Raw genomic sequence first — 24,512 nt, 5'->3', positions numbered from 1 at the left:
ATTTTTAGATTGAGAGTGAAAAGTTGAGAGTAAATATTCATTTCACTCTCAACTTTTTAGTACATTATATTACCAGCAGATCAACAAATTCGTTGACATCTAAGTTGACAAGAGTATCATATTCTAAAGAGTTTTCTAATACAATTCTCTGTTGTTTTTCCGGGAATATTCTGGCAAGGTTTACTTTATATTTCTTGATCAGTTCAGGAATTCCTTCGTCTCTTCTGCGTTTGTGTCCGATTGGATATTCTACAACAATTTCGTCTAAAACAGTTCCGTCGTTTAATTCAACCGTTAAAGCATTGGCAATGGAACGTTTTTCAGGATCATGGTAATCTGTAGTGAACTGTACATCTTCTACACATTCAATTTTATCACGAAGAATGTCGATTCTTGGGTCTGTTGCTATATTGTCTTCATAATCAGCGGCTGTTAACCTTCCGAAGATCAGTGGAACCGCTACCATGTACTGAATAGCGTGGTCGCGGTCAGCAGGGTTGTTCAGCGGTCCTTTTTTATCAATGATACGAATACATGCTTCGTGGGTACGGATTGTTATTTTTTTGATGTCTTCAGCAGATTTTCCTGATTTTTTTAACTGATCGTGTAAGGTCATAGCTGCTTCTACAGCCGTTTGAGAGTGGAATTCTGCAGGGAATGAAATTTTGAACAATACATTTTCCATCACATAAGAACCGTATTCTCTCTGGAATTTGAATTCATTTCCTTTGAAAGACACATCATAGAATCCCCAGGTTTTTGCTGTTAATACGGATGGATAACCCATTTCACCTGTTTTAGCAATAAGGGCTAAACGTACTGCTCTTGAAGTAGCATCTCCGGCAGCCCAGGATTTACGGCTTCCGGTATTGGGAGCATGGCGGTATGTTCTTAAAGACTGTCCGTCTACAAATGCTAATGAAACGGCATTGATCAGTTCATCACGGGTTAAGCCGATCAGTTTTCCGACAACGGCTGTAGAGGCTAATTTTACCAATAATACATGGTCTAAACCTACTTTGTTGAATGAATTTTCCAATGCGATAACTCCTTGAATTTCATGGGCAATGATCATCGCTTCCAGAACCTGTTTCATTTTAAGCGGAGCTTTTCCTTCTGCAATATTTGTTCTTGAAAGCCAGTCTGCTGTTGCTAAAATTCCGCCCAGGTTATCTGAAGGATGTCCCCATTCAGCGGCCAGCCAGGTATCATTGAAATCTAACCAACGGATAATTGCTCCGATGTTGAAAGCAGCCTGTACTGGATCCAGCTGAAATTGTGTACCCGGAACTTTAGCTCCATTCGGAACTATGGTACCTTTTACAATGGGTCCTAAAAGTTTGGTACATGCAGGATAGGTAAGTGCTTCCAGTCCACAACCGATCGTGTCTAATAAACAGTAGTGGGCTGTTTTCCATGCTAAATCATTTTTGATTTCATAGTGTAATACATAATCTGCAATATCTGTTAATACCTGATCCGGCTGTGGCCTTTCGTTTGAAATGTGTGATGACATCTTTATTTTTTAGTTTAATTATGAATTGATTTTTTATTTTCTATTTTCGATAGATACAAAGTCTTTATTTTCAGGACCTGTATAATTGGCACTTGGACGGATAATTTTCCCATCCTGTCTTTGTTCAATAATGTGTGCGCTCCATCCTGTGACTCTTGAAATCACAAATAGTGGAGTAAACATCAGGGTAGGAACTCCCATCAGGTGATAAGATACTGCGGAGAACCAGTCCAGATTAGGGAACATTTTCTTTTCTTCCCACATCACAGTTTCCAGCCTTTCAGCGATATTATACAACAGCATGTCTCCGGCTTCTTCGGAAAGTTCTTTAGCTACTTTTTTAATGACTACATTTCTTGGGTCTGACAGGGTATAAACAGGATGTCCGAATCCTATAATTACTTCTTTGTTGGCAATACGTTTTCTGATATCTTCTTCTGCCTCATCAGGAGAATTGTATCGGCTCTGGATCTCAAAAGCCACTTCATTGGCTCCCCCATGTTTAGGGCCTCTCAAAGCACCGATAGCCCCTGTGATACAGGAATAAAAGTCTGATGAGGTTCCGGCAATGACACGTGCGGTGAAAGTAGAAGCATTAAACTCATGTTCGGCATACAGATTAAGGGAAATTTCCATTGCTTTCACCCATGAATCAGGAGCTTTTTTACCATGTAAAAGGTGAAGGAAATGTCCGCCAATAGTATCATCATCAGTCTCTACATTGATTTCTTTACCATTGTGGGTATAGTGATACCAGTATAAAAGCCCGGAACTGAATGATGCTAATAATTTATCTGCAATATCTCTTGCTCCGGCTACATTGTGATCATCTTTTTCCGGCTGAATACTTCCAATTGCTGAAACCATTGAACGCATGACATCCATTGGGTGGGCAGCTGCCGGAATACTTTTTAAAATATTTCTTACAGAGTGAGGAAGGCCTCTCAATGATTTTAATTTTGCTTTATAGTTTTTGAGTTGAGCTTCAGTGGGCAGCTGACCATAAATAAGCAGGTAAGCAACTTCTTCAAATTGTGCTCTCTCTGCAAGATCCAATATATCATAACCTCTGTAATGGAGATCATTTCCACTTTTTCCTACACTGCAAAGAGCGGTATTACCTGCTGTTACTCCGGAAAGTGCTACGCTTTTTTTAGGCTTAAATGTTGGTTCGCTATTCGTTGACATGAGTATTTTGTTTAAAAAGGTTATCTAATTTTTGTTCATAATCGTGGTAGCCAATACTTTGATAGAGTTCTTCTCTTGTCTGCATTGTAGCTAGCACATTGGCTTGTGTTCCGTCTTTACGGATATGTTGGTATACATTCTGTGCAGCTTTATTGGCAGCTCTGAAGGCAGAAAGAGGGTAGAGGACGAGTCCTACACCTGCATTTTTCAGTTCTTCTACAGTGTACATTTTGATCATTCCAAATTCCGTGATATTGGCTAGTACAGGAATCCCAGTAGCATCAACAAATTTTTGATAAAAGCTTAAATCAGGAACTGCTTCAGCAAAAATGAAATCTGCACCGGCTTCTTTATAAGCGATGGCCCTTTCTAGTGTTTTTTCCAGTCCTTCACTGGCAAAAGCATCTGTTCTGGCTCCGATCACAAAATTTTCATCAGTACGGGCATCTGCTGCGGCTTTAATCCGGTCCACCATTTCCTCTTTGCTTACGATTTCTTTTCCGGGGCGGTGTCCGCAACGTTTTGCGCCCACCTGATCTTCAATGTGAATGGCAGCAGCTCCGGCTTTGATTAATGATTTTATCGTTCGGGCAACATTAAAAGCAGAAGGCCCAAATCCTGTATCAATATCTACCAAAAGTGGTAAATCACAAATATTAGTAATACGCTGAACATCTATGAGTACATCATCCAGAGTTGTAATTCCTAAATCAGGAATTCCTAAAGACCCTGCAGCAACACCTCCTCCTGAAAGATAGATGGCATTAAAACCAGCCTGCTGTGCCAATAATGCATGGTTTGCATTGATGGCTCCAACAATCTGAAGGGGATTTTCTTTTTCCATAGCCTCCCGGAATTTTAAGCCGGGCGACTTCCAATTTTCATTTTTGATCATTATAATATTTATTGTTGAGTTGAAATTTGTTTATCATTAAAGAAGCGGAAGAGCTGTAAAGACATCGCTTTTGAGTAAAAAGTAAAAAGTAGGAAAGGAGTTGAGAAATTTTCCCATTGTGCAGATGTTGGGAATTTTGAGAAACTCTGATTGTACAGGTTTGTAAAATAAACCTGTTGAAACTCCACGAATAATTAAAATTGCTTTGGTACACCTTATCCCTTTTTACATTGATTAAATCCTATAAAAAGTTCTCTGTAAACTTCGCGGTGCTTTATTAAGAAAGAAAAATTACGGAAAGGGGATACGAATGAGCTACAGAATCATGAGAAGTACGCAACGTACGCTCATATTCATCTCAAAAAATAACACAGTTTGATAAAAAAGTTATCGTACTATATCCATATCGCATCATACCTGACTGTAAGCTTCAAATCGCGAAAGCATCGTCAATACGAAATAGGCAGGTCTCCTGACTTGTAACTGTTTTTATCATCCTTCCCATATAAAAAATATACAGTGGATATCAATTGATAAAAACTTTTTGTATGTTACTTACAGTTGCGCGACAGTTCGTGATTTACACACGATTCCCTTTTAATACACAGCTAAGTGTAACCAGTTTCGGTTGATAAAGAAGGTTTTAAGAACTCCTTGGTGGTAAATATAAGTATTTTATAATAACGAAAAAGATATTTTATGTAATCAATAGTTTTTTTAATTTAATGTATTGAAAATGTTTTAGTTGTAATCTATGTTTTGGGAGTAGAACAGCTTGTTTGTGTTGTTAAATTAATATAAAATATGACCATAAAATTAAAGATAGTTAATAAATTTGCTGTTCTATTTTCATTTTATAAATCTTATTAACCGAATATAATTGACCATGGTAGAAATTACAAAATTTAAACAAAACTTGAATCTGCAGGAAATTCCGGTAGAACTGGAAAAATTGATCTACTTTCAGAATACTATTTCCTCGTATGAAAATTATTCACAAGGTTTTGGTGTTTTAATTGATGATAAATCCGGATTAAAAAGCTGGAGTGAGGATGAAAGTTTTCTGAATAGTTTACTGCCTTTTGCACAGGCGAATGGTTCCGGTTCCTTCTATGCCATTTGGAATAACGGAGTAGAGCAGCCTTTAAATAAAATGCCTGTGGTTGTTTTTGGGGATGAAGGCGGTGTTCACATTGTGGCTGAAAATATACTGCAGTTTTTGCATCTGCTCACTTTTGACAATGAAATTTCAGTAGGGTTTGATGAGGCTTATTTTTATAAAGAGGAAGATGATTATGAAGAGAGTGAAGGGTTAAGTGAATATTTAGCCTGGATGAAAGGAGATTATGGGCTAAGCCAGATTGAAGAACCTGACTTATTGATTAAAGCTGCTCAGGATAAGCATAAAGAACATTTTGATGAATGGTTGGGGCAATATTTCGAATTATAAATTTTTTGTGAGCGCGAAAGGATTCGAACCTTTGCCGTCCCGATTATAAATCGGGATGCTCTATTTTGTGAGCTATAAAAAGATTTTTGATTAAGAGTAAACACAAAAAAAGACTCACTGTTTCCAGTAAGTCTTTAAGTGAGCGCGAAAGGATTCGAACCTTTGACCGTCTGCTTAGAAGGCAGATGCTCTATCCAGCTGAGCTACGCACCCATTGAGTAGTTTTGAGAAAACTACTAAAACAGTCGGGGCGGCAGGATTCGAACCTGCGACCTCCTGGTCCCAAACCAGGCGCGATGACCGGACTACGCTACGCCCCGAATATATAAAAAAACAGCGGAGGGTAAGGGATTCGAACCCTTGCGACACTTTCGCGTCGACAGTTTAGCAAACTGCTCCATTAACCACTCTGGCAACCCTCCTTTTTGTTTATTTTTTAATGATCGTTGTTCCGTTATTGCGAGTGCAAATATAGAACAGATTTCTTTATTTACCAAATAAAATTCAAGAAAATTTTGTGTATTTTTGAAGTAATAAATCATTCAAAAACCAAACTGATGCGTAAGACATTATATATCATCGGATTAAGCACATTCGTTTTTTCTTGTACTTCTCAACAAAATGTAAAAAAAAATACATACAAACCGAAAACCCCAATAACACAGGCGAAACCAACGGTTAAGGTAACCCCTCCGGTGGCTCCAAAACCAAAAGTAGTTTCTGATCATGGAGTAGATTTTTTTACTACTAATATAGCAGACCCAACAAAAAATGATAATACGATAAGTTATGGTTCTATTGTATCTGCAAAACCAGGTGGCTATAAAGTGGTAAAGACTTATTTTCCTGCGGTTGCTCAAAATTTCAGGCAACGTTATCTGATATTACATTATACCGCAATTCCGGATGATAAATCTATTACCGTTCTTACCCAGCAGGCGGTGAGCGCTCATTATCTCGTAAATAATACAGGAGATAATGAAATCTATCAGTTGGTAGATGAAAACAAAAGAGCATACCATGCAGGAGTAAGTTCATGGAGAAATGACAAGAATCTCAACGATACTTCTATTGGGATTGAAATTGTAAATGCAGGTTATACTACAGATAGTGCAGGTAAAAGAACCTTTGCTCCTTTTAGTGATGAACAGATAAGAAAAGTGGCAGCACTGGTTAAAGATATTGTAACAAGATATCAGATTCAGCCTAATTATGTACTTGCTCATTCAGATATTGCTCCTACAAGAAAACAGGATCCGGGGCCTATGTTCCCATGGAAAAAGTTATATGACGAATACCAGATTGGAATGTGGTATGATGAAGCAGCCAAGCAAACTTATCTTGAGGCAGCACAGGCAGACATTACGGCAAGATATAATGAATCCAGCTTTATTTTCCTTATTCAGACTTCATTGCAGAAATTTGGATACGGATTGGAGCCTAACGGAACCTGGGATGATGCTACGAAGAAAACCATTGAAGCATTCCAGTACCACTTCCGTCCACAAAATTATGACGGAATCATGGATGCCGAAACATGGGCAACACTACAAGCTTTAAATCAAAAATATCCAGTAAAATAATTCAAATTAAAGCGCATCGGTTAGATGCGTTTTTGCTATCTTTAAACGATCAAAAACAGTAAAATATCTGTAATGGAAAATTTCAGAAAAGAAAGTGATCTATTAGGCGAACTGAATGTGCCTTTAGATGCTTATTATGGGGTTCAGACACAAAGAGCTATCAACAATTTTAAAATTTCAGGACAGCTTTTGTCTTCTTATCCGGATTTCATAAAAGGATTGGCTTTTGTAAAAAAAGCAGCTGCTAAAACCAATTATGAACTAGGGCTTCTAGACGAAAACCTGTATTTTAAAATAGCAGAAGCGTGTGATGAAATTGTAGAAGGGAAATATCATGAGCAGTTTCCGGTAGATATGATTCAGGGTGGAGCAGGAACTTCCATCAACATGAATGCCAATGAAGTGATTGCCAATATCGTATTGGAAAAATTAGGAAAAAATAAAGGAGAATACGAATTCTGTTCACCTAATGATCATATCAATCTTTCTCAGTCTACCAATGATGCTTACCCTACAGCAATCAAAATGGGATTGCTTCAGATGAATATCGGACTGGTAGAAAAACTGGAAAGGATTATTACCGCTTTCCGCGCCAAAGGACAGGAGTTTCACGATGTTATCAAAATGGGACGTACACAGCTTCAGGATGCCGTTCCAATGACTTTGGGACAGGAGTTTGAAGCCTATGCTGCTACTTTGGAAGAGGATATTTCTAAATTGAATAACAATGCAAACCTTTTCGTAGAAGTAAACATGGGCGCAACGGCTATCGGAACAGGATTAAACGCTCCGGTAGGATATGCCACTCTTTGTGCTAAAAACTTAGCTCAGATTACAGGATTTCCGATTGTTTCAGCTCCGGATTTAGTAGAAGCTACTCCTGATACAGGATCTTACGTAATCTACTCTTCAGCAACAAAACGTCTTGCCGTGAAATTGTCAAAAATCTGTAACGATTTAAGATTACTTTCATCAGGTCCAAGAGCAGGTCTTTTTGAAATCAATCTTCCACCAATGCAGCCAGGATCTTCTATCATGCCAGGTAAAGTAAATCCGGTGATTCCGGAAGTGGTAAACCAGGTTTGTTTCAAAGTATTCGGAAATGATCTTACCGTAACTTTTGCTGCAGAAGCAGGACAATTACAGCTGAATGTAATGGAACCGGTACTTTCTCATGCTATTATGGAAAATATCAACTTCCTTTGCAATGCCTTAGATACCCTTCGTGACAAGTGTGTGGTAGGAATTACTGCCAATAAAGAAATTTGCCTGAATATGGTGAAACACAGCATCGGTATTGTAACAGCATTGAACCCTTATATCGGGTACAAACAGTCTACACAGATTGCAAAAGAAGCATTGGAAACTGGAAAAAGCGTTTACAACCTTGTTCTTGAAAAAGGAATTCTTTCTCAGGAAAAACTGGATGAAATCCTTGATCCGAAAAACATGCTGAAACCGCATAACAAATAAATCCTATCAACGATGAATGATCAATGATAACAGATATCCTAAAAAGCTTCTTATCATTGATCACTCATCATTAATCATTTATAATTCCGTGAGGTTTTTAATTATAATTCCTGCCCATAACGAAGAAGACAACCTCCCGTTTACTCTTGATTCTTTACAACAGCAAAGCTGTAAAGATTTTAAAGTAGTGGTGGTAAACGATGGTTCTACAGACAAAACACCTGAAATCATCCGGAAATATACCGAAACTGATTCCCGTTTTGAAACCGTTAACCTTCAGAAATCTGAACATCAGCCGGGATCTAAAGTGGTTCATGCTTTTAAAAACGGACTTCAGACCCAATCTATGGCTGAGTTTGATATCATCTGTAAGTTTGATGCCGATATCATCCTTCCGGAAAATTATCTGACAGCAGTAGAAACTGCTTTCGCCAAGAACCCTGAATATGGGCTGGTAGGAGGACTTCTGTATATTGAAAAAGACGGAAACTGGGTGTATGAAGGGAATTCCAATAAACATCACGTAAGAGGCCCTATGAAAGCTTACCGTAAAGAATGTTTTGTTCAGATCGGTGGTTTAAGGGAAACATTGGGCTGGGATAATATTGATTCCATATTACTCGATAATCTGGGATGGAAAGAAGTGGTGCTTCCGGAGCTTCATGTGAAACTGATTAAAGTAAAAGGAGCTGATTACACCATACGTCCGGCAGATTATTATGGAAGGTATTTTTATTTCCTGGGACTGAACAGGTTTCTGGCTTATATTGCCTCTTCCAAAGAAGCCATGAAAAGCAAATCTGCTTCATTTTTCTTTGATATTATCAAATCTTATGAGAGTTGCAGATCAAAGAAACTGGAGCTTAAAATTACTAAAGAAGAACAAAAAGCGGTTAATGATCAACGTTGGAAAATGTTGAAAAAGAAATGGCTGAAGATGTAGAAAATGATTTTTTATACGTTGTAAATGTTCATCAATAGAAACGGGTTTTAAGAGCCGTTTAACAAAAAAATAAAGATTCCATTGGCTTTAGCCAAAACCTAAGATATAACTCTCGCCAACCTGTGAAAAAAATAGCTTACATAGAAATAGACACGCACGCAGAAATTGCTCAGGCTTTCATGGATATTATGAAAGGGTCTCAGGATTTTGCAGTAGACTATTATTTTTCAAAAAGAATCAAAGATCAGATCAGTCATAGTGATGAAGCGGTGTTTTTATCAGACAGTTCTATGATTCTTGATCAGCTGAAAGGGAAGGGATATGATCTGGTGGTAATAGGTACAGTTCATCGCTATTTCAATACATTTTTAGCCATAACCAGAAAGTACAACACGGCAGTCATTGCTCATAATCTTAATTTTATAAAAGCTTCAAAGCTGGATCTGATGAAAAGTGTTTTCAAAGGAGATGTTATTTTCAGACTGAAATTATGGCTGAAGGAAGGACTATTCTACAAAACCAAAGTTTATCAGGCATCAAGATCTCTTTTCGTACTGGATGCTGCTTTGATTTCAGAGAGATATCAGCTTTTACCGCTGTTCTATACCAGAGATTTTAACAAGACAAAAAATGAAAATCTTGTCGTGGTAATCCCTGGTGGCGTTTCACAGAAAAGAAGAGATTATGCTTATATTTTTGAAACGATTCAGAATCTGCATACAGATCAATCTTGTAAATTTATATTCCTGGGAAAAGCCAGCGGACATGAATTAAAACAACTTGAAAATCTGTCTGAAAAATGCCCTGAAAATATTGATATTACCTATTTTTCTGAAAGAGTTTCTTCAGAAGACTTTGAGAAATGGATGCAGAAAGCAGATGTTTTGTGGTGTCCGATTCAGCAGGATACAGAGTTTTTCAGCATGAAGGAAGCTTATGGGCAAACTAAAATGACGGGAAACCTTGGTGATGCCATAGCGTATGGAAAACTGGCTATTTTCCCAAAAAATTACCCTTCAAAAACTGACTTTATTATTCCTGAAAAAGAAAATATTCTTGAGCAGTTAAAGGTACTTTCAGACACTCCGTTTGATTTTTATACAACCTATAGCAAGAAAGAAGTTCAACAGAAAATGGAACAATTCTTACAGGGTCTAATCTGATTTTCTTTGCCTTAAAATAGCTTATTTAATCTTAAATACACTCTTAATAAACCTCATATTCAGATAGTCTTCAATCGGGAATATTTTTGTGAAATAATTTCCTACATAAATGAGTATCAGAACAACAGCTGGTTTGTAAACGAGATTCAGCAGATTGCTGTCGAAGTTCGGAAGGACAATGGCTACTGTAATGGCCAGCGTGCAGATGATAGAGACAAAAATCATTTCAATACTTAAAGGAGAAACTTTAAATACAATATAATTGAAAATGATTTTTACAACATTGTAAATGGTAAGGGAAATCGCTGTAGATAAAGCAATTCCAATCAATTTAAGATCTGTATTCTTAATGAAGTAATAGTTAAGTCCGATAGTAAGTCCGGCCAGTAAAAGCATGACCAGAATATTGAATCTGTAATATTTTGAAAGCGAAATAATATTCCCGTTAAATCCTGTTGCAAGGTCTATCAATACTGCAGAACCCCAGATCCAGACTACAGGCTCATATTCTCTCAGCATGATTCCGTTCTTTGGCATGAATTGCGTCAGGTAAGGGAATCCCACCATGATACACGAGAATAAAACGGCTCCAAGGAAATATAGGGTTAAAGATGTCTTTTTGTGGAATCTGTCCAGCTCTACCATATCTCCGTCTGCCAGCGTTTTGTTGATGATAGGTGCCGAAATATTAAATAATCCAAGTTGTGGAATAGAAATCAATGAGATCAGAGCATACAGAACAGAATAAATTCCTACTTCTTCCATTCCCATAAATTCTCCAATCATAAAGCTGTTGATCGCCAGATAATTTCCAAAAGTACCCAAAAATCCAAAGAAACTGTAATTGAAAAATTCTTTCCAGAAGTCATTTTTTTTGAAGTAACCTGTATTGAAATCCAGCTGAATCTTTTCCAGTTTGTTCGTGTAATAGATATACCCCAAAAGCATTAAAAAGAAAATTCCAAAAAAGAAAGCATATGCAATGGTCTGTGATGTAGCAGCTGTAATATTCTGCGATAAAGCAAAGAAAAAGAGACAAAACGCTCCCAGATTGGCTATTTTCGGAAACAGATTATCGAAAATATTGGAAACCACAATTCTTTTATAATTGGATGTATATTTATTGAAAATGGCACAAAATGAAAGAATTAAAATCAGTGGAAGAATCATTTCTTTGATCTTCCATGCCTCAGAATGCCTGAACTTTGGATAAAAATAAGGAAGTATGAAAAATACAACGGTGAAAATAAGAAAGTTGATAAAAACCGTCAGCAGTGACAATGACAGCATATTCTGTTTTTTACCATCCTTTTCCACGGTGTGAAAAAACTTTACATTCGAATAGGAGATACCCAATACAACAAAGGGAACCAGCATCTCAGCCGTCGGAAGAATGTAGCGCAGCTTTCCGTAAAATTCAAAATCATTCGGAAATATGAATATTGCGGAAACGGTGCCCAGCAAAAAACCAATATAACCGATAATGGAATATTTGAAGCCTTGTCTCGCTACTACACTCATAAAGTCGTTTTAATTGTTTTTAGGTATAAAAATAATATTGTTGATGTACTGAGTTTTATTTTTTTCGTCGTTTGTATTTTGTGTAATGATATCTTCTGTAAGATTTTCCAGGGTAAAGCTGTTTCTGTTCAGATATTGGGCATCATATCCCCAGCTCATCACTTCAGAAATCTCATTCCATATAGGGGTTTGGTGGTGTCTTTGTTCCATTTCGACCATTAAAGTTGGCTTAAATTGTCTGATGGTTTCTCGCGCCCCCACAAGGGTTTTTATTTCGTTTCCTTCAACGTCTATTTTGATAAAGTCTAATCTGTTGAAGTGTTCCAGTGCAGCCCATTCATCCAGTTTTATCACTTTTACTTTCTCTGTGTAACTTTTCTCTTCTCCTTTTTCTTTGTAAGAAGTGTTTAATGTACCGCGGGAAGCAATTGTTTTTCCGTTAATAATCGGTACTTTGAATTCTGCTATTCTGTTTTCATCAGAAAGAGCCAGAGGAAAGATGTGCATTGCCGGAAACAGCCTTTTCAATCGTCGGTAAAGCTTTTTATTAGGTTCAAAACCATAAATATGATCATGGTTTAATGTATTTTCCAGCTGATAAAGGAAAGTTCCTACATTCGCACCAATATCCAGAATTACAGCATTTTTAGAAAGGTATTGTTTAATCCATACCAGTTCCGGTTCTACATTACGTTCCGAAAAATTATTTTTATTAAGATTATTTAAAGTTTTAAAATATCTTTTTTTGTAGAAATTCGGGCTTATGTATTGTAGTTTCTCTGCAATTTTTTGGTATAAAGACATTGTAAGCTTTTTGGCGAACAGCAAAGATACGTAAAAATGTAAAACTTTTCTTAAAAAAATGTTAATTATAATGCGCTGATTTTCAACAAATATCCTTCGTTTCTGTTTTTGTAACCGGTTGGTTTTTAATTATTTTAAATTTGTCAGACATCTGTATCCTCTGAACGCCATGTTAAAACATCCAATAAAGATGGAGCGTCGGAAGAATATTACAGATTATCTGTGAAAATCTGTGTTATCTGTGGGGAAAATTGATCCTGTGCATTAAAGAAAAGGAGTATTCAGGAAGTCATTTAAAGGTTTCATGAGCTTGAAAACTTTGCTCATATTTTTCACTGCATTTTTGTCCAGTATTTCCTCATCTTTCAATGAATATACCACAATAAAGTTTTTAAGTTTAAGATATTCTCCCATAGGATCTTCCTTTTCAAAACCTTGAGGGATTTTCTTCAGTTTGTCGTCCTGATCAAGCTCAGGAAAATGTTTTTTAAAATCTTTATGGTTGAGAATTTTAAGAAAATCATCTCCGTATAATGAAATCTCTTTACGCACTTCTTTCAGAACAGAAGATTCGGGCATGTAAATTCCTCCTGCTAAAAAAGATTTTCCGGGTTCCATGTGAAGATAATAGCCTCCTTTCTGATTGCCTTTTCCCATTCCCAGAGAAGCTCCGAAATTGGTTTTATAAGGAGATTTATCTTTTGAAAAACGGGTGTCTCTATAAATTCTGAACAGGGCTTTTTTACTGTCTATTTTTGCAAGTTCTTCATCAAAACCGGACATCTCCTTAATCAGTTCATCTAAAAATGAAACCACATTTTGCTGAGATTCTGTGTACAGGTTTTTGTTTTCAGTAAACCATTCGCGGTTATTGTTTTCAGTTAATTTTTTTAAAAAATCAAATGTTTTTGAAGAAATGCTTGCAGACATATGGTGTGAGGTGTTTTTGGATGTTAAGTGAGATTGATAAAGGCTTTTCAACCTCGGATCCCGAAACCTCGCAACCCGAATCTCACAAATCAAATTTACAAAAACTATTCATATCTCAATGCTTCAATAGGATCAAGTTTTGACGCTTTCAACGCTGGATAATATCCGAAAAATACTCCGGTCACTGCACAGACAATGAAGGAAACTATAATTGAAGATTCTGTAATAAAAGTTGGCCATGAGAGGAAAAAAGTGACCAGTTCTGAAGATAGTATCCCTAAAAGTACTCCAAGGATTCCTCCAGTGATACTGATGAGTACCGCTTCAATAAGAAACTGGTATAAAATATCTTTTCCTCTTGCACCAATAGACATTCTCAGCCCTATTTCTTTGGTTCGTTCCGTTACTGAGACATACATGATATTCATGATTCCGATGCCTCCTACAATAAGGGAAATGCCTGCGATTGCCGATAAAAGTACGGTCAGTAGCTGGCTGGTAGAACTCATGGTAGAGATAAGTTCAGCCTGGGTTCTCACACTGAAATCATCATTGCTTCCGTCAGCAGGAAGTTTATGCTGTTTTCTTAAAATCTCAGAAACTTGGTCTGTAGCCTGTTGTGACGTGTTTTCATTCGAAGAAGCGGCATAAATAGTTTGAACATACGTGATTCCTAAAAATCTTCTCTGAACGGTATTGAACGGAGCGATGATCACATCATCCTGATCCTGCCCGAATGCATTGGAACCTTTTGAAGCCAGAATTCCAATCACTTTCATAGGAACTTTATTAAATCTGATGATACTTCCTACGGCATCTTCCCCGTTGGGAAATAAATTATTATAAACAGTTTGCCCTAAAAGACAGACTTTGTTAGAAGATGTTACATCCTTTTTGGTGAAAAGATTACCTTCTGCAATGCTCCAGTCTCTGATGCTGAAATATTCTTCGTTCACTCCCTGTAATTGAGTCGGCCAGTTGTTTGCTCCGTTGATAGACTGTCCGTTGGTTTGTACTGCAGGGGAGACGTAGGAAACATCCGGAGCTCCTTTTGAAATGGCATCTGCATCCTGAGGTCTCAGGGTCTGTAATCCCGAAGCACCAATTCTTGCTCCACCGGAAACATTTATATTACTTGACGGGCGTATGGTGATCATATTTGAGCCCATAGAAGAAAGCTGGTCACTGATACTTTTTTTTGAACCTTCTCCAATAGCGGTCATTGCAATCACTGAAGCCACCCCGATAATAATACCGAGCATGGTTAAAAATGCACGAAGCTTATTCCGTAAAAGGGCTTTCCAGGCAATTCTGAAGAGGTTGGAGAGGTTCATTGTACTACGTTTTTAGTTAACTAATTATAATCATCATTTACGGGAAGGTTTTCCAGAGCTTCTTTGGCAGACTTTATATGATCATTTTTGACATCTTTGATGACTTTTCCATCCCGAAGGGTTACTGTTCTGCTGCTGAAAGTGGCAATGTCAGGTTCGTGGGTTACAAAAACGATCGTTCGTCCCTGATGGTGCAGATCCTGCATCAGAGCCATAATTTCATAGGAAGTTCTGGTATCCAGATTTCCTGTAGCTTCATCAGCCAGAATCATTACAGGTTCATTCACCAAAGCTCTGGCAATAGCGACTCTTTGCTGCTGTCCTCCAGACATCTGATTGGGAAGATGATCAATCCTGCTCTCAAGTTTTACAGATGTCAAAGCCTGTATAGCTCTTTTGTGGCGCTCTTCTGTAGATATTTTTGAATTGTAGAGAAGCGGCAGTTCTACATTTTCTTTGGCTGTAGTTCTGGGAAGAAGATTATAAGACTGAAACACAAAACCTATTTTTTGATTTCTGAGAACAGCAAGTTCATCACGGTCAAGATTTTTAATATTAACCCCATCCAGAATATAATCTCCGCCAGAAGGTTTATCCAGGCAGCCAATGATATTAAGTAACGTAGATTTTCCGGAGCCGCTGCTTCCCATAATAGTCACAAATTCTCCTCTCTCTACCGTAAATGTTACACCTTTCAGAGCATGAACAATTTCTTCGCCCATCCTGAATTCTCTTTTCAGATCTGTAATCTCCAGAATTTTCTCCGTCATGACTTTTGTTTTTAGGTTTGCTAGTTGCTAGTTGCTAGTTGCTAGTTGCTAGTTGTTTAGGATTGATTTGAATTATCTCGGTCCGCCGCCGCCACCGCTGTTTCTGTTGTTTCCACTACCTCTTCTTTGAGGCATGAATGGGCTTTTGGTTTGTCCTCCGGAAGATTTTTTAGACAAAACTTTGTAGCCGGTAATGATATTGTCATTTTTATTTAACCCTGAAACAACCTGTATTTCGGTGTCATTATCCATTCCTGTTTTTATCTTTTTACGGGAGATTGTGCTGTCTTTCGCAACGATCCAAACTGCCGCTTCGTTCTTGTTCTCACTTCCTTTATTTTGTTTCTTCCCTTGTCCTTTTTCATGTTTTTTACCATTGGCAAACGGAGAATTTATTTTATATTTTTTGATAATTAAACTATCTGGCCTGAAGCTGGTTGCTGCTACCGGAATCTTCATGGCATTATTTAAAACCTCAGTGTAAATTGTAATATTGGCGGTCATTCCCGGCTTTAGCTTTAAACTGGAGTTATCAGCGTTGATAATGGTGGTGTAATTCACAACATTCGATGAAACGGTAGGATGAAGACGAACTTCTGAAACCTGACCGTCAAAAGTCTCATCCGGAAAAGCATCCACTGTAAATGTGGCTTTCTGGCCTACTTTTACATTTCCGATATCAGCCTCATCTACTGAGGCACGCACCCTCATTTTGGTAAGATCCTTGGCAATACTGAAGAGGGTAGGAGTACTGAAGCTTGAAGCTACTGTTTGCCCTTCACTCACATTCCGGTTGAGTACAGTTCCGTCAATTGGAGAATAAATATTAGTTAACGACAGATTTTTATTGGCGGTGGAAAGCTGAGCATTCACTGAACCTACCTGCGCCTTTGCAGCATTGTATTGATTGGTGGCGACGTCATAATCCGCTTTGCTGATTGCACCCACTTTGTACAGTTGTGACTGTCTGTTGATATTGATTTCGTTATAAGCCAGATTACTTTTTGCGTTTTGCAGATTGGCTTTGATCTGCTGTGACTGGTACTGAAGTAAATCCGGATCTAAAGTAGCCAGTAATTCCCCTTTTTTCACAGTAGAATTGAAATCCACATAAATATTTTTAATGATTCCTGATACCTGAGTACCCACTGCCACTGTATCTACAGGCTGAATGGTTCCGGTAGCCGTAATTGAATTTGAGATTTCTCCCATTTCAGGGTTTACTGTTTCCAGCTGAATTTTTACTTCTTTTTCTCTGATGAAGAAAAACCAGACTGCTCCAAGGGTAATAATACCACCCACAACCCAGTACAACCATTTTTTATTCTTTGTTTTCATAGCTTACTTTAGATTTATAGGGTTACCTGCGTAAAATTCGTAGATCTGTTTATTGAGAACTGCGGTGTATTTCGCCTGAAGAAAATTCTGAACAGACTGAATATAAAGCAGTCGTTGTTGCTGAAGCTGAACATAATCAATGCTTCCGATTTTCATCTGGGCATTTACAATATCATAACTCTGTTGGCTGATGTCCATTTGTGTTTTAGCAGAGTCATACTGTGAAAGGGCATTCTGAAGATTGATATAAGATTGTTCTATCTGTTGATTAAGAATTGTTTTGGTATTTTGTAAATCAAGATTGGCCTGTTCTATAGCAATTTTTGATTTCTCAATCTGTGTTTTATAGATTCTGTTATTGTAAATCGGAATTCCAAGGCTTAAACCAATAGGCATGTAAAAATTGTTTCCCAGCTGGTTAAAATAATTTCCGTTTCCGTTGGAATAATTGGTGGAAATATTTCCTGACAGGCTTAAAGTAGGCTGGATGGATGCCTTAGCCATTTTCAGATTGGTATTGGAATTTTCAACATTCAGTTCGCTGTATTTTATTTCCGGACGCTGATTTTGTGCCAGATTCTGGACATCTTCAAGGGTTTTCAATTGATTGTCTACGATAATACTGTCAGGTTTTACAATCTGGAAATCATAATTTGAAGGCAGCTGAAGGATTTGTTTTAAATTCACCGTATTGGTTCGCAGGTTATTTTGAGCTGCTGTCAGATTGTACTGATCCTGGGCTACCTGAGACTGAATCTGAAGGTAATTTAATTTGGAAAGACTTCCTGCTTTGTAGAGCTGATCTCCTTGCTTTAATTGTGTTTGGGTTGTTTTCAAAACATTTTCAAGAGAAGTTATATTTTCCTGATTCATCAGAATATTCAGATAGGCCTGAGTGATATTCAGGGTGATATTGTTTTCGGATTCCTGTACAGACAGATCGGCCATCTGTACCAGGAGATTCTTTGAAGTTTCATTATTTTTAATATAGTCAGCATGATAAAGCGTCATAGAAGAATTGGCTCCGATGCTTTGAGAGGGTGCTCCCGTCATGTGAAGGCCGTCACTTCCGTTGAGCGCAAAAAGTCCTTGTGAAACAGTTCCGCTTAAGCTGGGATATTTTGCTTCTTTTGCCTGAAGGAGATCCTGGTAGGTAGAATTTTTTGAAAGTCTGAGAGAATGAATAGAAATATTATTCTCCTTTGCATATGCAATGCAATTTTCCAGAGTCCAAGTATTGGGATAATTGGGAGTTTGGGCAAATATTTCAATGACTATGCATGAGAATATCAAAAAGAAAAATTTGCTTTTCATGGTTTTATTTTTGAAAATTCATAAATAACACAGAAAAAATTAATCCAATTTAATAAAAAAAAATAATGTTTAACAACTTTTTAACCTAAGGCTTGTTTTTTTAGATTAAATTTTCCAAAAATTAAAAATATATTAAAGGATTGTGAATTTAAGTTTGGATATTTAAAAATTTGTTCAAAAACAAATCAAATATTTATTGTATCTTTGCAAAAATTTTAAAATAGTTAATGAATTTATTTACGGAAACCAATTTAAGTCCTGATATCCTTAAGGCAATTGGCGAACTGGGCTACGAAAGCCCAACAGAAATCCAAAAACAGACTATCCCTTTTATTCTTTCAGATATTCGCGACTTGATCGCACTTGCGCAGACAGGGACAGGCAAAACAGCAGCGTTTTCGCTTCCGATTTTGGATATGATTGACGATACGAGTCGCAAAATCCAATTATTGGTGCTTTGTCCGACACGGGAATTATGTCTTCAGATTTCGAAGGACATAAAGAATTACTCTAAGTATATGAAAGACATCAAAACTACTGCGGTTTATGGTGGAAGTAGTATCGTAGAGCAAATGAGATCTTTGAAGGATAAACCACAAATCATTGTGGGAACTCCAGGTAGAGTAATTGATCTTATTAACAGAAAGGCATTAGACTTTTCTGCCATTCATTGGTTAGTATTAGACGAAGCTGATGAAATGCTTTCTATGGGATTCAAGGATGAATTGGAAACCATTCTAAGCGAAACTCCGGAAACAAAACAAACTTTCTTATTCTCTGCAACGATGAATAAAGAAGTGGAAAGAATTTCCAAAAATTATCTTACAAAACCACACCGTATTTCAGTAGGTTCTATCAACGAAGTGAAGAAGAACATTACTCATGAATATTATGTGGTAGGATACCGTCAGAAAAAAGAAGCATTAAAAAGATTAATTGATGCTAACCCTAATCAGTACTCCATTATCTTCTGTAGAACGAGAATGGAAACTCAGGAGGTAGCAGATTTCTTAATGCAGAACGGGTATGCAGCTGATGCTCTTCATGGTGATCTTTCTCAGGCGCAGAGAGATACGGTAATGAAGAAATTCAGACTGAAAAACATTGATATTCTTGTAGCTACAGATGTGGCAGCAAGAGGATTGGATGTAAACTCCCTTACTCACGTTATCCACTTCTCTTTACCAGATGATCCTGAAGTATTCGTTCACAGAAGCGGAAGAACAGGTAGAGCTGGAAAAGATGGTATTTCTATGGCGTTAATCAAGCCTGAAGAAAGCAGAAAACTGAAACAGATCAAATCTGCGACTAAAATCGAAATCAACGAAAAATTCATTCCTACAGGTGAAGATATTATCAAAGCTCAGGTAGGGGGTGTATTCGAAAAATTATTGACGGAGCACGAAGATCTTTTCGAATTTGACGATAGCTTAATCCCGGATCTAAGCAACTTTACAAAAGAAGAATTGGTGCACCAGTTGCTACAGTTCCAGTTGAAAGACCTTGCTTTATACTACAAAGATAAGCATGATCTTGCTGAGCAGAAATTAAGCAGCAGAGATGATGATTTCTCAAGAAGAGACCGTGGACGTGATAGAGACAGAGATAGAGACAGAGGCCGTGATAGAGACAGAGGAGAACGCGGAAGAGACAGAGAGCGTAGTGGAAAGCCAAGAAGAAGAGATGAAAACATGGTAAGATTCTTCTTCAACCTTGGTAAAAAAGACCATTTGAAGAAGCTTGATGTTTTAGATATTATCAATAAAGCAACTGCTGGCGGAAAAAGCAAGAAAAGAGCTGAAATCGGTGATATTGAAATCCTGGAGAAGTTCTCTTTCTTCGAAGTTGAAAAATCGTTCAAAGACAATGTTTTGAGCAATATTCAATCCATGAAGTTCAAAGGAAAAGATATGAGAGCTGAAGTAGCAAACTAATCTCTCCTTATACCATACAAAACCGGCCTCAAGGCCGGTTTTTTTATTTGATAATCAACGGGTAAGCGAATGTTAACAAAACTTAATGTTATATAGTTTCACGTGCAATCCTTTTTTAAGAAATTTGCACACGAATTATAAATACTAAAAAATGGGAATTGGTAATATTTTCCACGCTTTTCAACCAAAAGATAAAATCTTCTTTGTACTTTTCGAAAAAGTAACTGAAAATCTAGTTGCAATGTCAGAAGAATTCAACACAGGAATCAAGGATTTCGATCTTAACGACGATTCAATGTTGAAGAAAATGAGCGACTTCGAACACAAGAATGATGAGCTTACTCACGAAATCTTCGTAGAACTAGGCAAAAACTTCATTACACCTTTTGACCGTGAGGATATCCACACACTGGCAACAGGACTGGATGATATTGCTGATTATATCTACGCATCCACAAAATATATTTTCCTGTACAAATCACCTGAGATGAAGGCCTATTCTGACTTCTCTTTATTGATCCATAAAGCATGTCTGGAAATTCAGAATGCGATGAAAAACCTTAAAGGGTTCAAAAACATGGAACAGGTGAAAGAAGCTTGTATTAAAGTGAACTCTATTGAGAATATTGCTGACGATTTGCTTTCCAATTCAATGGTAGAATTATTTGAAACCAATGATGCCATCAACATTATTAAAGTTTCATCAGTATTGAACTACCTTGAAATTGTAACAGACAAAGCAGAAGATGTTGCCAATACAATCGAGAACATCATGATTAAATACGCCTAATACATAGCAAAAATGGAATTTCCGATTTTACTTATAGTTATTATTGCGCTGGCTCTGATCTTCGATTATATCAATGGTTTCCATGATGCTGCCAACTCAATTGCAACTATAGTTTCTACAAAAGTTTTAACTCCATTCCAGGCTGTACTTTGGGCGGCGCTTTGGAACTTTGCAGCGTTCTTTATTGCTGCTTACATCATTGGAGAATTCAAAATTGGTAATACAATTGCCAAAACAGTTAATGAGAATTTTATCACTCTTGAGGTTATATTTTCCGGTTTGATAGCTGCTATTGCCTGGAACCTTTTAACATGGTGGTTTGGAATTCCTTCATCATCATCACATACGCTGATCGGAGGTTTCTTAGGAGCGGCTCTTATGCACGCTTTCATGATGGATTATCATGATGTAGCTGCAGCACAACCGGAGCTTGGAATGTGGGAAACCATTAAAGAAGCTTTCAGCCAGGTAACACAACAGGGTGTGGTAAAGTTTGATAAAGTAATTCCTATCTTCCTGTTCATTTTCATGGCACCCATTATAGGGATGATTATCTCCATCATTATCACATTGATTATTGTACACCTTTATAAAAGATCAAACCCTCACAAAGCAGACAAATCTTTCAAAAGACTACAGCTGGCTTCATCAGCACTGTTTAGTTTAGGACACGGTTTGAATGATGCTCAGAAAGTAATGGGAATCATTGGAGCAGCGGTAATTTATTACCACGTTAATATGCTTCAGGATACACAATATTTGAATATTCCTTCTGCGGAACGTTTTGATTATTTTGCACAGCATTATATCTGGGTTCCTTTAGTATCATTTATTGCCATTGCATTAGGAACAATGAGTGGTGGTTGGAAGATCATCAAAACAATGGGTACGAAGATCACGAAAGTAACTTCATTAGAAGGCGTAAGTGCAGAAACTGCAGGTGCTATTACCTTATTCATCACAGACCACTTCGGTATTCCTGTATCTACTACACATACGATCACAGGTTCTATTATCGGGGTAGGATTAACGAAAAGAATTTCAGCAGTAAGATGGGGCATTACAGTAAGCTTGCTTTGGGCTTGGGTTCTAACCATTCCAATCTCTGCAATAGTAGCAGCAATTACCTATCTTACGGTAACCTTCCTGTTCTAAAAAAACAAATCATATAATTATATAAACTTTGTCCGTTTGGGCAAAGTTTTTTGTTTTTATCCTATTGAAACTTAAATCATTAATTAAAAAACAAGATATTTATTGTTATGATGAATGTGTTTATATTTTGTTTAGTATAAATTTCGTATTGTTATGATTTTCATTGCTTTATGTTTTGATTATTTTATAAATTCAACAAAAGTTTTGTGAATTTTTTTGACATTAAACAATATTACTAATTTAAAAACTTAAAAAACAAAATGAAAAAAATTATTTTATTAGCTGCATTTGGAATTACTGGATGGGTAAATGCCAAAAGCTTAGAAATTAAAAAAGTAGAAGAAGATATTGAAAACGTGAAGGCTTTTACCCGTTATTTAATAACGTTAAAAACTATTTGTGGAACTACTTATCAAACTATTCTTGACACTGATTTTGATACATATGATTGTGTAAATAATGAATGGGAAATGTATAATCAGCAGGATTGTGGACATACTAGTTATGAAAATCCACCTGTTTAATATGATCTAAACTAAAGTAGTTTAGGAGATCTTTTTACACTTATTATTTATGAAAAGAAGTTTCAATATATTTTTTTGTTTTGTTTTAATTCTTTTTAAAAGTCAGACTCCAAAGCAAGAGAAAAACCTCTCTATATTAGAAGTCAAATATAACTTCTCCTATTTAGAAGATACTTTAAACGCCAAGAACGTTATTTCAGAGCCCATGATACTGCTTACTAATGGTAAGAAGTCTCTTTACTACAGTGAAAATGATAAAGCCTTTTCAGATGGTTTTAAAAAACAATTAGATGCTGCAATAAAGACAGGAAGTATTGTGGAGCCTGGCAAATTATTACAATCAAAAGTAAGACATTCTGTTTATAAGGATAATGATTCTCTTTATATATCGAATTATTTGGGTAGAGATTTTTATACAATCTATGTAGAAGGTATTCATTGGAAGATTGATAACGTGACAAATAAAATTATTCAAGGATATAAATGTACAAAAGCTGTGGCAAAAGTGGGTAGGAGAACATATATTGCATGGTTTACTTATGATGTACCCATAAATGATGGTCCTTACAAATTTAAAGGTCTTCCAGGATTAATTTTGAAGGTCAATGATGAAAGTCAATACTTTAATTTTGAACTTCTTTCTATAACTAAAATAAATTTACCTATATCCTATAAAAAAGGACTATTAATTACCAAAGATCAATACTTGGCAAAACGTAAAGAATATAGTAATGATCCTTCTCAAGGTAAAATTAATACTCCTGCATATAGAAAAAGGATTAATGAAAATAAGAATAAGTTTAATAATTTTTTAGAAGAGTAGATAATGATAAAAATCCTCATCAAAACGATGAGGATTTTTGTTTTATAAAGCCCCGAAAAATCGTATTTTTGTTCAAATTATAAGATTTTATGGAATTTTTAGACAGATACCAGCAGATTGTTGCAGATGCCATCACTAAATATACTTTTAAAGATAAACCTTCGGAGCTCTATGATCCGATGAATTATATTATTTCCCATGGTGGAAAGCGTCTTCGTCCCATTATGGTGCTAATGGCATGTGATATGTTCGGTGGAGATCTAAAGCAGGCAATCAAACCGGCATTGGCTATTGAATTCTTCCATAACTTCACCTTAATCCATGATGATATTATGGATGAAGCTCCTTTAAGAAGAAATAAACCTACCATTCATACTTTACATGGTCTTAATGTAGGAATTCTTTCCGGAGACGGACTGATGCTGAAAGCGTATAAGTTTTTTGAAGATCTTGAACCAGAAATTTTCAAAGCATGTATCAGAATATTTACCCACACCGGACTTCTTTTATGTGAAGGACAGCAGTATGATATCAATTTTGAAACTCAGAAGGATGTTACTTTTGATGATTATATCAGAATGATTACTTACAAAACAGGAGTTTTAAGTGCGTCTTCATTTGAAATCGGAGCTCTGATTGCAAGAGCAGATTTTAAAGATGCCAAAGCTATTTTCAACTTCGGAAAGCATATCGGGATTGCATTCCAGATCATGGATGATTATCTTGATGTATTCGGAGATCAGGCTCAGTTTGGGAAAAAGCATGCCGGAGATATTTACGAAAATAAGAAAACTGTTCTATATCTGTTAGCAAGAGAACATGCTACGGATGAAGAAAGAAAAGAACTGGATTACTGGTATTCCAAGAAGACTGAAAATGTGGATAAGGTGTATGGAGTAGAAAAGATTTTCAGAAGAACTAAAGTAGATGAAAAAGCGTTACGTCTGATTGAAAAGCATAATGAAATTGGACAAAGCTATCTTCAGAAAATAGATGTTCCGGAAGAAAAGAAAAAACCTTTTATCGAACTGGCAAATTATTTGTTGAGAAGAGAAAGTTAAATA

At 36.6% G+C, this 24,512-nt stretch carries 21 protein-coding genes, 3 tRNA genes and 1 riboswitch; of the genes, 11 read left to right on the top strand and 13 right to left on the bottom strand.

Annotated features, from left to right (window positions below; all coding sequences use genetic code 11):
* Positions 1–64 precede the first annotated feature (64 nt).
* From ACWPWS_RS11590 to prpB, 3 genes are read right to left on the bottom strand one after another with little or no spacing between them, the layout of a single operon-like run.
* A complete protein-coding gene (locus ACWPWS_RS11590) occupies positions 65–1,516 on the bottom strand; it encodes a bifunctional 2-methylcitrate dehydratase/aconitate hydratase (RefSeq protein WP_454046585.1) in 1,452 nt (483 codons plus the stop codon).
* A 33-nt stretch (positions 1,517–1,549) separates the two neighbouring features.
* Positions 1,550–2,704, bottom strand: coding sequence for a bifunctional 2-methylcitrate synthase/citrate synthase (gene prpC, locus ACWPWS_RS11585; RefSeq protein WP_105683787.1), 1,155 nt, complete (start codon positions 2,702–2,704; stop codon positions 1,550–1,552).
* Positions 2,691–3,599 (bottom strand): methylisocitrate lyase, encoded by a 909-nt coding sequence (gene prpB, locus ACWPWS_RS11580; protein WP_454046584.1) that lies wholly within the window; start codon positions 3,597–3,599, stop codon positions 2,691–2,693. The genes prpC and prpB overlap by 14 nt, the downstream gene beginning before the upstream one ends.
* Before the next feature lie 445 nt (positions 3,600–4,044).
* Positions 4,045–4,237, bottom strand: a riboswitch (cobalamin riboswitch).
* A gap of 248 nt (positions 4,238–4,485) precedes the next feature.
* Between prpB and ACWPWS_RS11575 the strand changes: the two genes are divergently transcribed.
* Positions 4,486–5,049: a hypothetical protein gene (locus ACWPWS_RS11575; RefSeq protein ID WP_454046583.1), complete on the top strand. Its 564-nt coding sequence runs from the start codon at positions 4,486–4,488 to the stop codon at positions 5,047–5,049.
* Positions 5,050–5,188: 139 nt separating this feature from the next.
* Here the strand turns inward: ACWPWS_RS11575 and ACWPWS_RS11570 are convergent.
* The 3 genes from ACWPWS_RS11570 to ACWPWS_RS11560 form a co-directional block, all read right to left on the bottom strand.
* A tRNA-Arg gene (locus ACWPWS_RS11570) sits at positions 5,189–5,262 on the bottom strand.
* A 32-nt stretch (positions 5,263–5,294) separates the two neighbouring features.
* Positions 5,295–5,369 (bottom strand) — tRNA-Pro (locus ACWPWS_RS11565).
* Positions 5,370–5,386: 17 nt separating this feature from the next.
* Positions 5,387–5,471: transfer RNA gene (locus ACWPWS_RS11560), tRNA-Ser, on the bottom strand.
* Between the two features lie 135 nt (positions 5,472–5,606).
* Between ACWPWS_RS11560 and ACWPWS_RS11555 the strand changes: the two genes are divergently transcribed.
* From ACWPWS_RS11555 to ACWPWS_RS11540, 4 genes are all read left to right on the top strand, one after another.
* Positions 5,607–6,632, top strand: a complete 1,026-nt coding sequence (locus tag ACWPWS_RS11555) for an N-acetylmuramoyl-L-alanine amidase (protein ID WP_454046582.1) — start codon at positions 5,607–5,609, stop codon at positions 6,630–6,632.
* A gap of 72 nt (positions 6,633–6,704) precedes the next feature.
* The gene (gene aspA / locus ACWPWS_RS11550; protein WP_034700201.1) at positions 6,705–8,105 is read left to right on the top strand and encodes an aspartate ammonia-lyase; all 1,401 of its coding nucleotides are present in this window, start codon (positions 6,705–6,707) and stop codon (positions 8,103–8,105) included.
* Positions 8,106–8,121: 16 nt separating this feature from the next.
* Entirely contained in the window at positions 8,122–9,048 is a 927-nt protein-coding gene (locus ACWPWS_RS11545) for a glycosyltransferase (RefSeq protein WP_454046581.1), read from the top strand.
* A 122-nt stretch (positions 9,049–9,170) separates the two neighbouring features.
* On the top strand, positions 9,171–10,211 hold the full coding sequence (locus ACWPWS_RS11540; protein WP_454046580.1) for a hypothetical protein: 1,041 nt from the start codon (positions 9,171–9,173) through the stop codon (positions 10,209–10,211).
* A 21-nt stretch (positions 10,212–10,232) separates the two neighbouring features.
* On the opposite strand, the gene ACWPWS_RS11535 is transcribed toward ACWPWS_RS11540, so the two are convergent.
* From ACWPWS_RS11535 to ACWPWS_RS11505, 7 genes are all read right to left on the bottom strand, one after another.
* Positions 10,233–11,732, bottom strand: a complete 1,500-nt coding sequence (locus tag ACWPWS_RS11535) for a lipopolysaccharide biosynthesis protein (RefSeq protein WP_454046579.1) — start codon at positions 11,730–11,732, stop codon at positions 10,233–10,235.
* 9 nt (positions 11,733–11,741) lie between these two features.
* Complete coding sequence (locus ACWPWS_RS11530; RefSeq protein WP_454046578.1) at positions 11,742–12,536, bottom strand: FkbM family methyltransferase; 795 nt, start codon at positions 12,534–12,536, stop codon at positions 11,742–11,744.
* Between the two features lie 264 nt (positions 12,537–12,800).
* A complete protein-coding gene (locus ACWPWS_RS11525) occupies positions 12,801–13,466 on the bottom strand; it encodes a DUF2461 domain-containing protein (protein WP_454046577.1) in 666 nt (221 codons plus the stop codon).
* Between the two features lie 104 nt (positions 13,467–13,570).
* On the bottom strand, positions 13,571–14,800 hold the full coding sequence (locus ACWPWS_RS11520) for an ABC transporter permease (RefSeq protein WP_454046576.1): 1,230 nt from the start codon (positions 14,798–14,800) through the stop codon (positions 13,571–13,573).
* A gap of 20 nt (positions 14,801–14,820) precedes the next feature.
* Positions 14,821–15,570 (bottom strand): ABC transporter ATP-binding protein, encoded by a 750-nt coding sequence (locus ACWPWS_RS11515; RefSeq protein WP_209785687.1) that lies wholly within the window; start codon positions 15,568–15,570, stop codon positions 14,821–14,823.
* A gap of 72 nt (positions 15,571–15,642) precedes the next feature.
* Complete coding sequence (locus ACWPWS_RS11510) at positions 15,643–16,908, bottom strand: efflux RND transporter periplasmic adaptor subunit (protein ID WP_454046575.1); 1,266 nt, start codon at positions 16,906–16,908, stop codon at positions 15,643–15,645.
* 3 nt (positions 16,909–16,911) lie between these two features.
* Positions 16,912–18,222, bottom strand: a complete 1,311-nt coding sequence (locus ACWPWS_RS11505) for a TolC family protein (RefSeq protein WP_454046574.1) — start codon at positions 18,220–18,222, stop codon at positions 16,912–16,914.
* Between the two features lie 227 nt (positions 18,223–18,449).
* Here ACWPWS_RS11505 and ACWPWS_RS11500 point away from each other — a divergent pair, with 227 nt between their 5' ends.
* The 6 genes from ACWPWS_RS11500 (at position 18,450) to ACWPWS_RS11475 (ending at position 24,509) form a co-directional block, all read left to right on the top strand.
* The gene (locus ACWPWS_RS11500; RefSeq protein WP_209785684.1) at positions 18,450–20,156 is read left to right on the top strand and encodes a DEAD/DEAH box helicase; all 1,707 of its coding nucleotides are present in this window, start codon (positions 18,450–18,452) and stop codon (positions 20,154–20,156) included.
* A 151-nt stretch (positions 20,157–20,307) separates the two neighbouring features.
* A complete protein-coding gene (locus tag ACWPWS_RS11495) occupies positions 20,308–20,946 on the top strand; it encodes a DUF47 domain-containing protein (RefSeq protein ID WP_027374906.1) in 639 nt (212 codons plus the stop codon).
* Between the two features lie 12 nt (positions 20,947–20,958).
* The gene (locus ACWPWS_RS11490; RefSeq protein WP_309513656.1) at positions 20,959–22,101 is read left to right on the top strand and encodes an inorganic phosphate transporter; all 1,143 of its coding nucleotides are present in this window, start codon (positions 20,959–20,961) and stop codon (positions 22,099–22,101) included.
* Positions 22,102–22,361: 260 nt separating this feature from the next.
* Positions 22,362–22,625, top strand: coding sequence for a hypothetical protein (locus ACWPWS_RS11485; protein WP_454046573.1), 264 nt, complete (start codon positions 22,362–22,364; stop codon positions 22,623–22,625).
* A gap of 49 nt (positions 22,626–22,674) precedes the next feature.
* Complete coding sequence (locus ACWPWS_RS11480) at positions 22,675–23,448, top strand: GLPGLI family protein (RefSeq protein ID WP_454046572.1); 774 nt, start codon at positions 22,675–22,677, stop codon at positions 23,446–23,448.
* An 89-nt stretch (positions 23,449–23,537) separates the two neighbouring features.
* The gene (locus tag ACWPWS_RS11475; protein WP_034697588.1) at positions 23,538–24,509 is read left to right on the top strand and encodes a polyprenyl synthetase family protein; all 972 of its coding nucleotides are present in this window, start codon (positions 23,538–23,540) and stop codon (positions 24,507–24,509) included.
* Positions 24,510–24,512 lie beyond the last annotated feature (3 nt).

It is taken from the genome of Chryseobacterium sp. Marseille-Q8038 (assembly GCF_965111995.1).
The sequence above is the reverse complement of the archived record's forward strand: the minus strand, read 5'-3'. Positions and strand labels throughout refer to the sequence as shown.

What these genes read in the sequence shown, in the direction of transcription:
- ACWPWS_RS11480 (WP_454046572.1), top strand. Translation starts at nt 22,675, where the DNA reads ATGAAAAGAAGTTTCAATATATTTTTTTGTTTTGTTTTAATTCTTTTT.
- ACWPWS_RS11510 (WP_454046575.1), bottom strand. Translation starts at nt 16,908, where the DNA reads ATGAAAACAAAGAATAAAAAATGGTTGTACTGGGTTGTGGGTGGTATT.
- ACWPWS_RS11545 (WP_454046581.1), top strand. Translation starts at nt 8,122, where the DNA reads ATGATCAATGATAACAGATATCCTAAAAAGCTTCTTATCATTGATCAC.
- prpC (WP_105683787.1), bottom strand. Translation starts at nt 2,704, where the DNA reads ATGTCAACGAATAGCGAACCAACATTTAAGCCTAAAAAAAGCGTAGCA.
- ACWPWS_RS11500 (WP_209785684.1), top strand. Translation starts at nt 18,450, where the DNA reads ATGAATTTATTTACGGAAACCAATTTAAGTCCTGATATCCTTAAGGCA.
- ACWPWS_RS11535 (WP_454046579.1), bottom strand. Translation starts at nt 11,732, where the DNA reads ATGAGTGTAGTAGCGAGACAAGGCTTCAAATATTCCATTATCGGTTAT.
- ACWPWS_RS11495 (WP_027374906.1), top strand. Translation starts at nt 20,308, where the DNA reads ATGGGAATTGGTAATATTTTCCACGCTTTTCAACCAAAAGATAAAATC.
- ACWPWS_RS11475 (WP_034697588.1), top strand. Translation starts at nt 23,538, where the DNA reads ATGGAATTTTTAGACAGATACCAGCAGATTGTTGCAGATGCCATCACT.
- ACWPWS_RS11515 (WP_209785687.1), bottom strand. Translation starts at nt 15,570, where the DNA reads ATGACGGAGAAAATTCTGGAGATTACAGATCTGAAAAGAGAATTCAGG.
- ACWPWS_RS11505 (WP_454046574.1), bottom strand. Translation starts at nt 18,222, where the DNA reads ATGAAAAGCAAATTTTTCTTTTTGATATTCTCATGCATAGTCATTGAA.
- ACWPWS_RS11525 (WP_454046577.1), bottom strand. Translation starts at nt 13,466, where the DNA reads ATGTCTGCAAGCATTTCTTCAAAAACATTTGATTTTTTAAAAAAATTA.
- ACWPWS_RS11520 (WP_454046576.1), bottom strand. Translation starts at nt 14,800, where the DNA reads ATGAACCTCTCCAACCTCTTCAGAATTGCCTGGAAAGCCCTTTTACGG.
- ACWPWS_RS11555 (WP_454046582.1), top strand. Translation starts at nt 5,607, where the DNA reads ATGCGTAAGACATTATATATCATCGGATTAAGCACATTCGTTTTTTCT.
- ACWPWS_RS11590 (WP_454046585.1), bottom strand. Translation starts at nt 1,516, where the DNA reads ATGTCATCACACATTTCAAACGAAAGGCCACAGCCGGATCAGGTATTA.
- ACWPWS_RS11485 (WP_454046573.1), top strand. Translation starts at nt 22,362, where the DNA reads ATGAAAAAAATTATTTTATTAGCTGCATTTGGAATTACTGGATGGGTA.
- prpB (WP_454046584.1), bottom strand. Translation starts at nt 3,599, where the DNA reads ATGATCAAAAATGAAAATTGGAAGTCGCCCGGCTTAAAATTCCGGGAG.
- ACWPWS_RS11490 (WP_309513656.1), top strand. Translation starts at nt 20,959, where the DNA reads ATGGAATTTCCGATTTTACTTATAGTTATTATTGCGCTGGCTCTGATC.
- aspA (WP_034700201.1), top strand. Translation starts at nt 6,705, where the DNA reads ATGGAAAATTTCAGAAAAGAAAGTGATCTATTAGGCGAACTGAATGTG.
- ACWPWS_RS11575 (WP_454046583.1), top strand. Translation starts at nt 4,486, where the DNA reads ATGGTAGAAATTACAAAATTTAAACAAAACTTGAATCTGCAGGAAATT.
- ACWPWS_RS11530 (WP_454046578.1), bottom strand. Translation starts at nt 12,536, where the DNA reads ATGTCTTTATACCAAAAAATTGCAGAGAAACTACAATACATAAGCCCG.